The organism is Pseudomonas sp. HMSC08G10, assembly GCF_001808425.1.
GTDB classification, from domain to species: Bacteria; Pseudomonadota; Gammaproteobacteria; order Pseudomonadales; family Pseudomonadaceae; genus Aquipseudomonas; species Aquipseudomonas guariconensis.
The window spans coordinates 45,764-59,715 of the sequence record NZ_KV793292.1 but is presented as its reverse complement, the minus strand read 5'-3'; the positions used below and the strand labels follow the sequence as shown (position 1 = coordinate 59,715).

Genomic DNA, 13,952 nt, shown 5'->3' with positions numbered 1-13,952 from the left:
ACCTTTTCGGATACGTTGCGGTCGGACCTGCCGGGTGGTCCTGATCCATCGCGGGGGCTGTGTGGCAGCCCTTGGCGGGTAAACCCGCTCCCACGGTTTCGCCGCAAACCGTGCGCAAGCGGGTTTAGCTTCGACGAGCGCGCAGTGTGCGCCGCTGCGTTCGATCGGGGCCTCAATGCACCGAAAACCGCAGGAACCGGCATGCTGTATTCGCTTCAGGCTCTCCGGGCATTCGCCGCCTGGGTGGTGGTCTGCCACCACTTCATGCAGATCTTCTTCGACTTCCACGCCACCGGGCCGATCGGCCGACTGCTCGCCGAACGAGGTGCCGTGGGCGTGGATATCTTCTTCGTCATCAGCGGGCTGGTGATCTACCTCTCGACCCGCGACAAACCCATCGCGCCCGGGCAGTTCCTGCTCAATCGGGTGCTGCGCATCGTTCCTGCCTATTGGTTCTACACATTGCTGATGGCCTTGCTGTTGCTGGTGGCCAGTCGCTGGATGCCGCACCAAGTGTTCGACGGGCAGCATCTGCTGCTGTCGCTGTTATTCATCCCGGCGGAGAACCCCGGCGGCTACGGCTTGTATCCGACACTCAACGTCGGCTGGACGCTGAACTTCGAGATGTTCTTCTACCTGTTGTTCGGCCTGGCCTTCCTGGTGCGACGGCGACACCATCTGTTGCTGGTGACCGCGGCTCTGTTGATGGTCAGTGAGGTGCTTGGACGCATGGGCGTACTGAGCCGCTTCTACAGCAACGGCATCATCTACGAGTTCTTGCTGGGCATCGGCATTGGCGTGCTGTACCGCCGCGGGCTGGTGCGCGAAGGGCTGTGGTTGCCGCTGATGGTACTGGGGTTGGCGGGGTATGCCTTGTATCAGCTGGATGCCTCCGTGCGCCTGCTGCACTGGGGCGTGCCGAGTGCGTTGGTGGTGTTGGCGTTTGTCGCACTGGAGCCGTATTTCCATGGCAACCGGGTGCTCAAGGCACTGGGCGACTGCTCCTATTCGGTGTACTTGATTCACGTGCTGGTGCTCTATGGCGGCTGGTTCGCCAGTCAGCGCCTGGGCTTGAATCCCTATGCAGTGTTTGCCGTCTGCGTGCTGTCCATTGGACTAATGTCGTGGCTCAGCTTCCACTGGCTGGAGCGCGGCCTGTACCGGCGTATGCAGGCCTGGTTGCGTGAAGACAGGGAGCCAGCCCAGGTGCTGGCGCTTTCCCGAGTCAAATACTAGGACTTTGTTCGGGGGCCAGGTTGGCGTACACTTGCCGACAAGTCTGTGAGGAACTTCCATGAGCGCTATAACCATTACCGACGCCGCCCATGATTACCTGGCCGATCTGCTGTCCAAGCAGAACACCCCGGGCATTGGCATCCGCATTTTCATCACCCAGCCGGGTACCCAGTACGCTGAAACCTGCATTGCCTACTGCAAGCCAGGCGAGGAGAAGCCCGACGACACGGCCGTGGGCCTGAAGAGCTTCACCGCGTACATCGATGCGGTCAGCGAGCCGTTCCTGGAGGACGCGCTGGTCGACTACGCCACCGATCGCATGGGTGGTCAGCTCACCATCAAGGCACCGAACGCCAAGGTGCCGATGGTCAACGAGGACAGCCCGCTCAACGAGCGCATCAACTATTACCTGCAGACCGAGATCAACCCGGGACTGGCCAGCCACGGCGGCGCCGTGAGCCTGGTGGATGTGGTCGATGACGGCATCGCCGTGTTGCAGTTCGGCGGCGGCTGCCAAGGCTGCGGCCAGGCCGACGTCACCCTCAAGGACGGCATCGAGCGCACCCTGCTCGAGCGTATCCCGGAGCTCAAGGGTGTGCGTGACGTGACCGACCACAGCAACAAGGAAAACGCCTACTACTGATCCATGCTGCCTGGCGTGGGTTCATCCAGCGTTCTCTTTGCAAGATGTTGCACCTAGCAACAAAGTGTTACGGAATCAAGCCCTGCGACAACAGGCCGCAGCCCGGATTTCAAGGGCTGCAGGCCGATCCCTCCTTCGTCGGGTGGATGCCCTTGGGGTGTCATGCCAGAATGCCTCGGTTTTTTCGTCGGCCCATCCCAGGGGCCGGCACCTTCCCTATAAAGGATGGTTCCATGACTGATCTACTGACCCGGCGTGCTGTCGTCGCCGGGATGGGCGTTCTGGGGCTTGGCCTGCTGGCCGGTTGCAACCCGGCCCGGGGGCTCGAGTTCAAGTACGGCAAGAACATGAGCAACGAAATCCTCGGGCGCAAATTCCGCCTGAAGGACACCCAAGGCAACGAGCGCACCCTGTCGAGCTTCTATGGCTCCATGCCGATGATCTTCTTCGGCTTCACCCAGTGCCCGGCTGTCTGCCCGACCGCCATGGCGCGCGCGGCGCAAATCAGGAAGTTGCTCAGGGGCCGCGACCGCGACCTGTTCCAGGTGGTGCTCATCACCCTGGACCCGGAGCGTGATACCCCAGAAGTGCTCGATGCCTACGTCAAGGCCTTCGACCCGTCGTTCACCGCCCTGACCGGCACCCCCGAGGAAATCGCCGAGGTGGCCAAGGAATTCAAGGTGTTCTACGAGAAGGTCCCCGCCGGCGATACCTACACCGTCTCTCATTCATCCACCAGCTACGTCTATGACACGCGTGGCACTCTGCGCTTGAGTCTTGGCCATTCCCTGACCGCCAAGGAATGCGCCGAAGACCTGGTCACCCTGATGGAGATTTGCTAATGGCTGTTTCACTGCAACCTGCCAAACGTGCGCTGGCCGTTCTGGCCATGATGGGCCTGGCCTTGCCGGCCCTGGCCCAGACCACCGTGAGTGATGCCTGGGTTCGCGCCAGCGTGCCGCACCAGCAGTCCACTGGCGCGTTCATGACGCTGACCGCCGACACCGACAGCAAGCTGCTCAGCGTGGCCTCGCCGGTCGCCAAGACCGTGCAGATCCACGAGATGAGCATGAAGGGTGACGTGATGAGCATGGGTGAGGTCAAGGCCGTCGACCTGCCCGCCGGTAAAGCGGTCTCCCTCGATCCTAACGGCTACCACGTGATGCTCATGGGCCTGACCCAGCAGGTCAAGGAAGGCGAGCAGGTGCCGCTGACCCTGACCATCGAAGATGCCAAGGGAACAAAGCAGACCCTGGAAATCCAGGCACCGGTTCGCCCGCTGGGGGCTGAAGCCGGGCATGATCACGCGCACATGCACTGATCGGTGGCATGGGCTGCCGCGCAGCCCAACGCGACACAAGGCCGCTCCCACCGTGTGGGCGCGGCCTTGCTACATAAAAGGGGCGCCAAAGCGCCCCGATCGACATTACCAATGCTGCTCAGCTACGAAACCTTGGCAAGGGCCGCTCGATGGTCAGCGAGGTCAAGGTCTTGCGTACCTGGGCGTCTTCGGCCTCCAGTGCCTTGAGGCTGGCGCGGATCTTGCCAGCCGCGGGCACATCGCCCTGCCGGTCGATCCAGTCGGCAATCTCCTTGCAGGCACTGCTCAGACAGGCTTGGCGCTGGTTCATCAGCGTCAGGAGGGTGGTGAGCTCTCTATCGGACATGGCAGGTTCCTCCGTTCAGCCCTTTCAGTGTAGCAGGGGGTGGGGCTCCTGCCTGATGTGGGGGCTGGGTACTCACTGCGCATCAGCACCCTCACGTCTCGCGCGATGCACAACGACTGCATTATCCATTAATGGCATATATACACGGCTTGGGTAAGACGGTCTTCATCCTCTCTATTGCCGTGGTGGTGGTGTCGATGGTCGACGCAGACCTGCTGTTGATTGGCCTGGTGTACTTCTTTCGCTATCTACCCAGCATGGTTTTTTCACCGATGGGTGGCTGGTTTGCTGACCATAGTGAACGCAGACGCACCTTAGTGTGGATAGAGCTAACCAAAGCAGCTTTGGCATTGGTGTTCTTTGCATTGTTCTCCTTTTCCGAGCCCGCATTGGTTGTAGTCACCCTTGCCGCGATGGTCATGACGGCACTGGATTGCCTCTATGTACCAACGTTTCGTGCCTATTTCCCCGACATCGTCGAGCGGAACGAACTGCCTTCGGTCAACAGCGGCGTACAGGTGGTCGAGGATATGTCGTCGATCCTTGGACCGCTGGTGTTCTCGGCTGTGGCGTTGCTTTACGCCAGTGAGGCGACTTTCCTGTTCTTTGCTGTTTCCCTGCTGTTGTCGGCAGCCAGTCTGGCCAGGTTGCCTGCGGTTGGAAAACCGAAAGCGGCGGCCTTCGATGGCATGGCGCTGGTGCGTGATGCCGCACGCAGTGTCGGTCATATGCGTGCATGCAATGCACCGCTATTTGCTGTGATTTGTTGCACGACCTTTTGCGCGATGTTCGCCACATCCGTCATACGCTTCATCCTCCCGGCATCGGTACTTGAACGGTTCTCCTCGGAGGCGGCGGTTGGCTACGTTTTCTCGCTGCTGGCCACGGGTACCGTGCTGGGCGGCCTGCTCTACACCAGGTTCAATCGACACACCTCGGCGCGTCTTGTGTTGCGCTATTGGGGGCTATATGGCGCGTTGTTTTTCATCGCTGCCGTGGCGCTTCAGTTCAACACCTGGCTGTTCCTGTTGGTACTGTTCTTTGTGGGGTTCGTCGGCGCCTTTGTCGATATTGCCATCGTGACCAATATCCAGTGCTTGTCGAACGAGCAGGAGGTCGGGCGCAACTTCTCGCTGTACTACTTCACTGCGGTAATCGGTGATGCCTTTTCAGGGTTGATTGCCAGCATCGTCTATTTCCTGGTCGGCCCGGTCACCTTCGTTGGGATGACGTTCATGCTGGTCGTCGCTCCCCTGCGCTGGAATATCAAGAAAGGAGCTCCGGATGAGCATCAGGATCGTGCATAGTGCTGTTATTAACCTTTGAAACCCCTGCGCAAGGCCTGGAGCCAGAGGTCTTCCTGGGGCTGTGCAGACTTTGAGAGACCAAGCGCCACGGGCGTGCAGTGCGTTTGGTGGGCATTGCCGTCAAGGTGCGACGCAAGGCATTGACCCATCTGCAGTTGGAGCTGCCTTTCTGAGCGGTGTGACCGGGTGCTAAACGAATCGACACGCCTGCCGATACGCCCCCGGCGTCACGCCATAGGCCTGCTTGAACTGCCTGCTGAGGTGGCTCTGGTCGGCAAAGCCCAGGGCGAAGGCGACTTCTGAGGCGGGTAGTCCGCTCTTGAGCAATTCCCGAGCGCGGGACAGGCGGCGCTGCTTGAGCCAGGCGTGGGGCGGCAGGCCGGTGGCCTGGCGGAACACCCGGGCGAAGTGGAAGGGGGAGAGGTTGACCGCTGCGGCCAAGGCTTCGAGCGACGGTGGGTCGGCCAGCTGGCTTTCGAGCAGTTCTCGGGCGCGGGCCACAGCGCGCGGTTCGTTGCCGGGGGCGGGCGCCTCGGCGCCGTGGCCATGGCGTTGTACCAGCGCCAGGACTGCCTGGCGCCAAGCGGTCTGTTGTTCCAAGGCGCTCGCGTCGGACTCTGACAGCCGGTGTAACTGGCTGAACAGGGTGGCCAGGGCGGGGTCCTGGATCACGCTGTCCTTGAAGTGCGGCATGCCATGGCGACCCAGCTCCAGCTCGTCGAGTACGCCAGTGACCCGTTCGTGCTCGGGGTAGAAACCACGATAGCGCCAGCCTGCCTCGTGGGCCGTGGCACCGGTGTGCAGCTCGTCCGGGTTGATCAGCACCATGCTGCCCACCGGTGCCAGGTGCTCGCTGCCACGATGCCAGAAACGCTGGGCGCCGGACTCGATTACAGTGAACACGTAGCCTTCATGCACATGAGGGGCGAAGCGTTGCTGGAAATACCGCGCGTGCAGCATTTCCACATCGCCCAGTGCCGGGGCTTGCCAGAGATGGGTCTGTTCGCGCGGGGGCGTGTTCATGCCAGCCAGCTGCGCAGGAGGAAGAAGATCAACATGCTCACCAGCATGCTCAGCAACACACTGCGGGTCAACAGCACCAGGGCGATCGCCACCAGTGAGCCGAGCAGGTAGGGGTTGGTGAGGCTCAGGTCCAGTTGATGCCCAGGCAGGAAGATGATCGGCCCGCAGATGGCCGTCAGCATGCCAGGTACGGCGAAGCCCAAGAATTGCCGGGCATTGGAGCTCAGGCGCAGGGGCAGGCGCGGTTCCAGGAAAGCGTAGCGGTTAAGAAACACCACAAGGCCCATGGCGAAGATCAGCAGCCAGGTCATGAGCGGCCTCCGGTGAGTTTCTGGCAAGCGAAGCCGGCGCTCATGCCCAGCAGGCCGGCAGCGACCAGAGCGGTCTCCCAATGCCAATGGCTGAACAGCACCGAACACAGCAGCGACACCGCCACGCACACCACTGTCGGCAGGTTGCGCACCAGCGGTGCGATCAACGCGACGAACGTGGCGACGATGGAAAAGTCCAGGCCCAGCTGGTCCAGGTGTGGAATGTTCTGGCCTAGCAGGATGCCGGCCAGGGTGAACAGATTCCAGGCCACATAGAACGTCAGGCCGACGCCCAGGGCGTACCAGCGGTTGAACTGCTGTTGGTCGTAGCGGCTGGTCAGGGCAAAGAATTCATCGGTGAGCAGAAAGCCCAGCCCCAGGCGCCAGCGCAGCGGCTGGCCGGACAGCACCGGACGCATGCTCAGGCCATAGAGCAAATGCTGGGAGGTCAGCAACAAGGTGGTGAGCAGGATCGAGAACAGGTTGGCACCGCCCTTGAGCATGCCGATCGCTACCAATTGCGCGGCCCCTGCGAAAACGATGGCCGACAGCCCTTGGCCCTCCCAGGCGCTGAGGTTGGCCTCGATGGCCATGGAACCGGCGAGCAGGCCCCAGGGGGCTACGGCCAGGGATAAGGGCATGATGGCGATGGCGCCATGGAGGAATGCTTGGCGGGCGACAGGTGGGCTGCAGGGCATGGTGGTGACTTGAATCGGCAAGGCAGTCCAGCATGCCAGAGCGGATGGGGCATGGCTTGAACATTCTTGCTGCCTGCCCCTTGCTAAGTGAGTCTAGCGTTTGCTGGTCAGGTGTCGTTGGGCTGCGGCGCAGCCATTGATGTCCACTGCCTTTTGCAGCAAGGTCTGGCGTTGTTGAGGATCGAGGTCGCCGAGCAGGCGATACACCTCCGCCTGGTAGTCCCGCTGGCGCCCCCACTGCATTTCCAGGCCTTGGGGTTGACTGCGGTTGCAGGCCAGCCGTATCGCAGGCTGAGGGTAATAGGCGGCATAACGGGTGGCCATGCTGGGGATCGCTTCCAGCGCCTGACGGTAGGCGGGGCTTGCGTTGTAAGGCGGGCACCAGGTCGCGATCGCCGGGGCGGGTGGCGCGAATCCTTGTTGCAGGCTGGCTTCGAGCAGCGGGCAGGCCGCATCCGGAATTTGCGCGGTCGGCAGGTAGGTCATGTAGTACAGCGCCAGGCGGTACTGGGCGACCGGATGGTTGAGTGCCACCGATTTTTTCAGCAAGGCCACGGCGGTGGGCAGGGTTCGCGCCAGGGCTTGGCCTTGGCGGCTGAGTTCCGGGTCGCTGCCAATCGAGGTGCGCAGTGGGCTGGGGCTGTCGTCCTGGAGGTCGGCCTGCTCCAAGAGGGGCAGGGCCTGGCGGTAGAGCAGATCGGCATGGGGGTCGATCTGTACTTCCAGCGCTTGGGTGTCGAGCGCCAGCACGGCCATGAACAACGGCGACCAGAAGAAGGCGCGGTTCACAGGTAGGCCTCGCAGGCGGACTGGCCAGGGTGGGCCAGATACGGCAGGACGGCTTCGATCATCATGGCAGTTACGCATGTACCTCAAGCGAATCAAGAGCGACGACGCCGTATTCTAGCCACCCAACGCTGCCTGCCGAAAGGCCAATCCTGTTTTGTCAGACCAGCCTGACGGGCGGTGGTCGATAATTGGCGTGCTTTTCCTGGGCCAGCCCGAGTTTGGCGGTGATCACCTTGGCCAGTGCACTGTTGCCCAGGTCGTTGAAGTGCAGGCGGTCGACGAACAACGGTTGGTCGAACATCGCGCAACTGCTGAGCATGCCGTTCATGTCATAACAGGGCACCTGCGCAGCCTGCTGCTTGATGCGTCGAAAGAAGTCCGTGTGCAACTGGCTGTCGAAGACATCGGCCAGCAATCGGTCGAAGTTCGTCGGCTGGCGTTGCAGGTTCTGGAGCATGAGCTGCTCGTCTTGAGGGATGGCTTCCCGGCACCAGGGCAGCAGGGGCTGGAGGATGAAGGTGAGGGTGGCATAGCCGCCGCCCAGCAGGCGGTCCCATTGCTGCAGGCTGCGGCCGATGGTGTCGGCGGCGCGGGCCAGGCGTTTGTCGGGGGCCGACAGTTTCCAGGCGGGGGCAGGCGGTTGTCTGCGAGGTGCCAGGGCCTGGCCCAGGCGGCGCCAGAGCGACTCGCCGGGTGGTGGATGGGCGGTGTGCACGCCTTCGTTGAAGCTGTTGAGCAGGTCCTGGTAAGCCAGGGCGTGCCCTTGTTCGTGATCGCCCGCCAGCACTTCGCCCAACGCCTCGTGTGCCACGGTGTTCAGGCCGCTGAGTACGACTACGTGGCCGACCTCTGTGAAGCGATGTTGGTGGGTCAGGAACATCAGCAGTTCCTGAGTGGCATTGAGGCCGCAGCCGGCCAGGCTCAGCCAGACCTCGCCGGTCAACGCCGACAGGTAGGAGGCGATCGTGTGTTTGTCGGAACTGGCACCGATGCCCAGGGTAGTCGAACCACCCACCAGCAGATTGACCCGCTTGACGCCGCTGTGCTCGGTCACCGAGCAGCGTCTGTCGGCACAATGGCTGTAGCGCATGCCATGGCTGTCGGTGTTGATGGTGCCGGAGCGATAGCCTCGTTCATGCATGTAAAGGGTATGCGGTGCGCGACGGCTGCCCAGTAGCAGGAAGCGCTGATAGTCCTGCTGCAGGGGAAGAGGGCTGCCCTGGACGTTCGTGTCATGGTCGATCGGTCTCATGGGCGCTCCTTTGGCACGCGAGGTAGAGGGTGGCGCGGTTCAGCCGGCCAGCTCCTTGATGTTGTAGGCCAGTCCGGCAAGGGCGATCAGCAGCAGGGCAATGCCCGAGGCGAGTGTGATGATGCGGTTGCTGCGTTGCGAGGCGATCTTGCCGATGGCGAATATGTACAGGCTGAGCACGGCGAAATCGATGGCAATCCACAACAGCGACAGCACCACCATGCTCTTGCCGAACGATTCGGTGATCTGGATGAACTGCGGGAAGAAGGAAATGAAAAAGATGATGTCCTTGGGGTTGGAGATGCCCACCATGAACCCCTGGAGCAGCCCGCTGCGCCCAGGCTGTTCAGGGGCTTGTTCCGGCGCATCGGGGGCCGGCGCCTGCATCGCTTCTCGGAGGGTGGTAATCGCGATGTAGGCGATGAACAGGCAGCCCAGCAGGCTCATGCCGCTGAGCCAGGCCTTGTCGATGGCGGCGCTGGTCATGATGATCCAGGCAGCGGCGGCGATCAGGACAAGCGAAGCCCAATTGGTGCCGATGGCGGTCGACAGCGCCTTGCGTGAGCCTGAGGTGGCTGCGGTATTGACGATCAGTGCCACCACTGGGCCAGGGGTGGCGATCAGCAGCAGCACGGTGAGGGCATAGGTGGCGGTGAGTGCGGTGTTCACGGTCAGTTCTCGATCAGGGTTTCAGGTGTTGCATGCGCATGGAATGGGCAGCGCGAAGGGTTGAGCGAGCCCGGTTCCTGGAGTTGATACTGGCGCCATTCGAAATTGTCCTCTTGGCCGAAGAAGCCCAGGGTATCGGGGACGACGCCATCGTTGTAATGGCGTACCCGCTCGCGAATGCGTGCACGGATGCGACGGCCGCTTTCGGTGGCGGCGCTGGCGACCTCGTCGAAGCTCTCCCGCGGGTTGATGACGAAGGCGATGTGCGCGCCCAGGTTGCGGCTTTTCATCTGCCGGTGGGCCGGGAAATTCATGTTGATGAACAGCGCCATGCCTGCGAAGCAGAACGACCAGTCGCTGTCATGAGGGTCTGTGGGTAGCGTCCGAGGCCAGGGTTGCGGGTCCAGTTCATGGACTTGTTGCAGCACCGACCAGGCCAGCGCCTGCTGTTCGGCCAGCGTGCTGTCTGGCTCGGTTTCGAGAAACACCAGCAAGGGGTTGCCGATGCGCTGCCTGAGCGGGATCGGTTCGAGGATGCTCACGTAATCGGCGAGCCCTCGGGCAATGTCTGTCGCCAGTTGCGTCGCGCGCGCGAAGACCAGATGGCAGGTGCCGGCGGCGACCGCCTTGCGGCCGAACAGGCAGGGAAAGTCGGGATGGCCGAGCAAGGTACGAAACTGTGCGAGGGTTTGATACGCCCAATGTTGGCATTTTTGGATATGTTCAGCGGCCAGCTCTAGCGCATCCAAGCGATAGCAATTTCCATAACCCGTAAACATGGTGTCCCCAGAGATTCAGTGACATCTAAGCAAGATGTATGCGGTTTCCATTGTAAATTTGTGATTTAACAGCATTTTCTGAGAACCTTCCGACGTTGTAAAACGTGTGGAACTATGACCTACTATTAGTCTCACTCATGCTTTGGGCAGGACCATGTCAGAACGGATTCAAGCACTCCACGCCTTGCGCGCCTTCGAAGTGGCCTCGCGCTACGGCTCCTTCACCCGAGCAGCCCAGGAGTTGGCCTTGACCCAGGGAGCGGTAAGCCATCACGTCAAGACCCTAGAGGCCATGTTCGGCTGCGACCTGTTCGAGCGGCGCGGACCCAAGCTGCGCCTGACCGAGCATGGCCGGTTGCTGGCCCAGGAGCTCAAGGTGGGTTTCAAGATCATCGAAAACGCCTGCGCCTTACTGCGTCAGGACCGCTACGGCCTTCGTCTGAAGGCGCCTTCGACCCTCACTGTGCGCTGGTTGCTCAAGGCGCTGGATGGCTTCAAGAAAATCGACAATAGCTGCACTGTGCAGTTGTCGAGCGTCTGGATGGACATCGACACGGTAGACTTCTATTCCGAGCCCTACGACTGCGCCATCCTGTTGGGCAATGGACGCTTCGCGGCCGACGTCGAGAGCCTGAAACTGTTCGACGAGTGGCTGATCCCGGTGTGCCATCCTGAGTATCTTCAAGGCGCTGAGCCGGGGCTGTCTGCGCTGCAGCATTGCGACCTGTTGCACCCCTCGCCGGATCGGCGCGACTGGCGGCGCTGGCTGGCGCGGATGGACGCCCAGGACATCAGCATCGACCAGGGGCAGGTTTTCGACACTCTCGACCAAGGTATTTCGGCGGCCCAGCAGGGCCTGGGCATCTCGGTGGTCGACCTGGTGCTGGTCAGCGCCGACCTGGCCGCGGGCCGTCTGGTGACGCCGTTCAAGCACGCGGTGGCCACAGGTGATGGCTATTACATGACGTGGCTCAAGTCCAGCCCCAAGGCGCGCCACATGCAGCGCCTGCGGGACTACTTGCTCAGCCAGGTGCCGCCACTGGCTCACAAGGACATCGATTACCTCTACGGCTGATAAGAAGCCCACTGCACGGATGGGGCGCGCCCTGGATTGAATGGCGCCATGCAATCAAGACAGTCGCTCCCGTCATGACGCGGTAGAATGACGCTTTGCCAACGAACATGATCGAGGTCGACGCGGTGCAGTTGCAGCAGGGCTTTGTCCTCACCCGCCATTGGCATGACACGCCCGAGGGCACCTGCGTGGAGTTCTGGCTGGCCACCGAACAGGGGCCACGGCAGTTGCGCTTGGCGCCGCAGGTGTCGGTGGCGTTCATCGCGGCCGGGCAAGGTGAGCACGCGCGGCTGTTGCTGGGGAACGAGCAAGGGGTGGAGTTGCGCCCGCTTGGCTTGCGCGATTTCGAACAGCGTCCGGTATTGGGCCTGTATTGCCGGCAGCACCGTCAGTTGATGCAACTTGAGCAGCGCCTGCGCAGCGCCGGCATCGAGGTTTTCGAGGCCGACATCCGCCCACCGGAGCGCTACCTGATGGAGCGCTTCATCACCGCACCGGTGCTGTTCAGCGGTCAAGCTGATGCCCAGGGCGTGATCTGCGATGCCCATCTCAAACCCAACCCTGACTACCGCCCTGCGTTGCGCCTGGTGTCGTTGGACATCGAGACCAGCGAGCGCGGCGAACTCTACAGTATCGCCCTGGAAGGCTGCGGCCAGCGGCAGGTCTATATGCTGGGGCCGGCCAACGGCGATACCCGCGAAGTGGATTTCAACCTCGAATACTGCGAGGACCGCGCCCAGTTGCTTCAGCGCCTCAACCACTGGTTCGCACGCCATGACCCGGACGCGATCATCGGCTGGAGCCTGGTGCAATTCGACCTACGCCTGCTGCATGAGCATGCCGCGCGTCTGCAGGTGCCGCTGACCCTGGGACGCAACGGTGCGCCGCTGACTTTGCGCGCCCATGGCAGCCGCAACCACGTGTTCGCCGATGCCCCAGGCCGGCTGTTGATAGACGGCATCGAATCACTGCGCTCGGCCACCTGGAGCTTTCCGTCGTTCAGTCTCGAGAGTGTCGCCCAGACCCTGCTGGGCGAGGGCAAGGCCATCGACTCGCCCTACCAGCGCATGGACGAAATCAACCGCATGTTCGCCGAGGACAAGCCCGCGCTGGCGCGCTACAACCTCAAGGACTGCGAATTGGTCACGCGCATTTTCGCCCATACCCGTCTGCTGGAGTTTCTCCTGGAACGCGCCACAGTCACGGGCCTGCCGGTCGATCGCAGCGGTGGTTCGGTGGCGGCGTTCTGTCATTTGTACATCCCGCCCATGCACCGGCTGGGGTATGTCGCGCCGAACCTGGGCAGCCGCCCGGACGAAGCCAGCCCCGGCGGCTTTGTCATGGATTCGCGCCCTGGATTGTACGATTCGGTGCTGGTGCTCGATTACAAGAGTCTGTATCCCTCGATCATTCGTACCTTCCTGATCGATCCGGTGGGGCTGGTCGAAGGCCTGGCCCAGCCGGACGATGCGCATTCGGTAGAGGGATTTCGCGGGGCCCGGTTCTCCCGTACCCGGCACAGCCTGCCGGCGATCGTCGAGCGGGTCTGGCAGGGCAGGGAGGCGGCCAAGCGCGCAGGCAATGCGCCGTTGTCCCAAGCACTGAAGATCATCATGAACGCCTTCTACGGCGTATTGGGTTCCAGTGGCTGCCGGTTCTTCGACCCCCGGTTGGCATCGTCGATCACCATGCGCGGTCATCAGATCATGCGTCAGACCCGGGCGCTGATCGAAGCCCGTGGCTTCGATGTGATCTATGGCGACACCGACTCCACATTCGTCTGGCTCAAGGGGGCGCACAGCGAAGAGGCCGCCGCGCGTATCGGCCGTGAGCTGGTAAACGAGGTCAACCAGTGGTGGCGCCAGCACCTTGAGACAACCATGGGCCTGGACAGCGCCTTGGAGCTGCAGTTCGAAACCCACTATCGACGCTTTCTCATGCCGACCATCCGCGGCACCGACGAGGGCAGCAAGAAGCGCTACGCCGGCCTGGTCCGCCGCGCCGAGGGCCAGGAGGAGATGGTCTACAAGGGACTGGAGTCGGTGCGCACCGACTGGTCACCGCTGGCCCGGCAGTTCCAGCAGGAGCTGTATGGGCGTATTTTCCGCAGCCAGCCCTATCGGGACTATGTGCGCGATTTCGTGCGACGCACTTTGGCCGGTGAGCAGGATGATTTGTTGGTCTATCGCAAGCGCCTGAGGCGTCCTCTGGCCGACTACCAACGCAACGTGCCCCCGCATGTGCGCGCCGCGCGCCTGGCCGATGAGTACAACAGCCGCCTGGGGCGACCGCAGCAGTACCAGAACGGCGGCTGGATCAGCTACGTCATCACCACGGCCGGTCCCGAGCCGTTGGAAAACCAGCAGTCTCCGATCGATCACGAGCATTACCTGTCGCGTCAGTTGCAGCCAGTGGCCGACGCGATCCTGCCTTTCGTCGGTGATGACTTCGACACATTGACCGGTCGGCAACTGCTGTTGTTTTGAGGTGGTAGCTATCTAGC

Annotated in this window: 15 protein-coding genes; 7 read left to right on the top strand and 8 right to left on the bottom strand. The window is 62.2% G+C overall.

Going from position 1 to position 13,952, the window contains the following annotated elements; genetic code table 11:
- The first annotated feature begins 201 nt into the window (after positions 1–201).
- The 4 genes from HMPREF3173_RS03760 (at position 202) to HMPREF3173_RS03745 (ending at position 3,200) form a co-directional block, all read left to right on the top strand.
- Entirely contained in the window at positions 202–1,236 is a 1,035-nt protein-coding gene (locus tag HMPREF3173_RS03760; protein WP_070571595.1) for an acyltransferase family protein, read from the top strand.
- A 58-nt stretch (positions 1,237–1,294) separates the two neighbouring features.
- Positions 1,295–1,879, top strand: coding sequence for a Fe-S biogenesis protein NfuA (nfuA, locus tag HMPREF3173_RS03755; protein WP_043206916.1), 585 nt, complete (start codon positions 1,295–1,297; stop codon positions 1,877–1,879).
- Between the two features lie 233 nt (positions 1,880–2,112).
- Positions 2,113–2,721: an SCO family protein gene (locus HMPREF3173_RS03750; RefSeq protein WP_043206915.1), complete on the top strand. Its 609-nt coding sequence runs from the start codon at positions 2,113–2,115 to the stop codon at positions 2,719–2,721.
- The gene (locus tag HMPREF3173_RS03745) at positions 2,721–3,200 is read left to right on the top strand and encodes a copper chaperone PCu(A)C (RefSeq protein ID WP_070571594.1); all 480 of its coding nucleotides are present in this window, start codon (positions 2,721–2,723) and stop codon (positions 3,198–3,200) included. The genes HMPREF3173_RS03750 and HMPREF3173_RS03745 overlap by 1 nt, the downstream gene beginning before the upstream one ends.
- Before the next feature lie 118 nt (positions 3,201–3,318).
- On the opposite strand, the gene HMPREF3173_RS03740 is transcribed toward HMPREF3173_RS03745, so the two are convergent.
- Entirely contained in the window at positions 3,319–3,546 is a 228-nt protein-coding gene (locus HMPREF3173_RS03740; protein ID WP_043206911.1) for a hypothetical protein, read from the bottom strand.
- A 149-nt stretch (positions 3,547–3,695) separates the two neighbouring features.
- Here HMPREF3173_RS03740 and HMPREF3173_RS03735 point away from each other — a divergent pair, with 149 nt between their 5' ends.
- Positions 3,696–4,853, top strand: a complete 1,158-nt coding sequence (locus HMPREF3173_RS03735; RefSeq protein WP_256543870.1) for an MFS transporter — start codon at positions 3,696–3,698, stop codon at positions 4,851–4,853.
- Positions 4,854–5,042: 189 nt separating this feature from the next.
- Here HMPREF3173_RS03735 and HMPREF3173_RS03730 read toward each other — a convergent pair whose 3' ends face one another.
- The 7 genes from HMPREF3173_RS03730 to HMPREF3173_RS03700 all read right to left on the bottom strand — a co-directional run bounded on the left by HMPREF3173_RS03730 (position 5,043) and on the right by HMPREF3173_RS03700 (position 10,374).
- Entirely contained in the window at positions 5,043–5,876 is an 834-nt protein-coding gene (locus HMPREF3173_RS03730; protein WP_070571592.1) for an AraC family transcriptional regulator, read from the bottom strand.
- Positions 5,873–6,187: an AzlD domain-containing protein gene (locus tag HMPREF3173_RS03725; RefSeq protein WP_043206906.1), complete on the bottom strand. Its 315-nt coding sequence runs from the start codon at positions 6,185–6,187 to the stop codon at positions 5,873–5,875. The genes HMPREF3173_RS03730 and HMPREF3173_RS03725 overlap by 4 nt, the downstream gene beginning before the upstream one ends.
- Complete coding sequence (locus HMPREF3173_RS03720; protein ID WP_043207072.1) at positions 6,184–6,885, bottom strand: AzlC family ABC transporter permease; 702 nt, start codon at positions 6,883–6,885, stop codon at positions 6,184–6,186. The genes HMPREF3173_RS03725 and HMPREF3173_RS03720 overlap by 4 nt, the downstream gene beginning before the upstream one ends.
- A 93-nt stretch (positions 6,886–6,978) precedes the next feature.
- Complete coding sequence (locus tag HMPREF3173_RS03715) at positions 6,979–7,641, bottom strand: hypothetical protein (RefSeq protein WP_070571656.1); 663 nt, start codon at positions 7,639–7,641, stop codon at positions 6,979–6,981.
- A 190-nt stretch (positions 7,642–7,831) separates the two neighbouring features.
- Complete coding sequence (locus HMPREF3173_RS03710) at positions 7,832–8,926, bottom strand: hypothetical protein (RefSeq protein WP_070571591.1); 1,095 nt, start codon at positions 8,924–8,926, stop codon at positions 7,832–7,834.
- A gap of 39 nt (positions 8,927–8,965) precedes the next feature.
- A complete protein-coding gene (locus HMPREF3173_RS03705) occupies positions 8,966–9,595 on the bottom strand; it encodes a LysE family translocator (RefSeq protein WP_070571590.1) in 630 nt (209 codons plus the stop codon).
- A 2-nt stretch (positions 9,596–9,597) separates the two neighbouring features.
- Positions 9,598–10,374 carry a YqcI/YcgG family protein gene (locus HMPREF3173_RS03700; protein WP_070571589.1) on the bottom strand — a complete coding sequence of 259 codons (777 nt, stop codon included), beginning with the start codon at positions 10,372–10,374 and terminating at the stop codon, positions 9,598–9,600.
- Positions 10,375–10,528: 154 nt separating this feature from the next.
- Between HMPREF3173_RS03700 and HMPREF3173_RS03695 the strand changes: the two genes are divergently transcribed.
- Positions 10,529–11,449, top strand: coding sequence for a LysR substrate-binding domain-containing protein (locus HMPREF3173_RS03695; protein ID WP_070571588.1), 921 nt, complete (start codon positions 10,529–10,531; stop codon positions 11,447–11,449).
- Positions 11,450–11,574: 125 nt separating this feature from the next.
- Entirely contained in the window at positions 11,575–13,935 is a 2,361-nt protein-coding gene (locus HMPREF3173_RS03690) for a DNA polymerase II (RefSeq protein WP_070571655.1), read from the top strand.
- Positions 13,936–13,952 lie beyond the last annotated feature (17 nt).

What these genes read in the sequence shown, in the direction of transcription:
- HMPREF3173_RS03760 (WP_070571595.1), top strand. Translation starts at nt 202, where the DNA reads ATGCTGTATTCGCTTCAGGCTCTCCGGGCATTCGCCGCCTGGGTGGTG.
- nfuA (WP_043206916.1), top strand. Translation starts at nt 1,295, where the DNA reads ATGAGCGCTATAACCATTACCGACGCCGCCCATGATTACCTGGCCGAT.
- HMPREF3173_RS03750 (WP_043206915.1), top strand. Translation starts at nt 2,113, where the DNA reads ATGACTGATCTACTGACCCGGCGTGCTGTCGTCGCCGGGATGGGCGTT.
- HMPREF3173_RS03745 (WP_070571594.1), top strand. Translation starts at nt 2,721, where the DNA reads ATGGCTGTTTCACTGCAACCTGCCAAACGTGCGCTGGCCGTTCTGGCC.
- HMPREF3173_RS03740 (WP_043206911.1), bottom strand. Translation starts at nt 3,546, where the DNA reads ATGTCCGATAGAGAGCTCACCACCCTCCTGACGCTGATGAACCAGCGC.
- HMPREF3173_RS03730 (WP_070571592.1), bottom strand. Translation starts at nt 5,876, where the DNA reads ATGAACACGCCCCCGCGCGAACAGACCCATCTCTGGCAAGCCCCGGCA.
- HMPREF3173_RS03725 (WP_043206906.1), bottom strand. Translation starts at nt 6,187, where the DNA reads ATGACCTGGCTGCTGATCTTCGCCATGGGCCTTGTGGTGTTTCTTAAC.
- HMPREF3173_RS03720 (WP_043207072.1), bottom strand. Translation starts at nt 6,885, where the DNA reads ATGCCCTGCAGCCCACCTGTCGCCCGCCAAGCATTCCTCCATGGCGCC.
- HMPREF3173_RS03715 (WP_070571656.1), bottom strand. Translation starts at nt 7,641, where the DNA reads ATGGCCGTGCTGGCGCTCGACACCCAAGCGCTGGAAGTACAGATCGAC.
- HMPREF3173_RS03710 (WP_070571591.1), bottom strand. Translation starts at nt 8,926, where the DNA reads ATGAGACCGATCGACCATGACACGAACGTCCAGGGCAGCCCTCTTCCC.
- HMPREF3173_RS03700 (WP_070571589.1), bottom strand. Translation starts at nt 10,374, where the DNA reads ATGTTTACGGGTTATGGAAATTGCTATCGCTTGGATGCGCTAGAGCTG.
- HMPREF3173_RS03695 (WP_070571588.1), top strand. Translation starts at nt 10,529, where the DNA reads ATGTCAGAACGGATTCAAGCACTCCACGCCTTGCGCGCCTTCGAAGTG.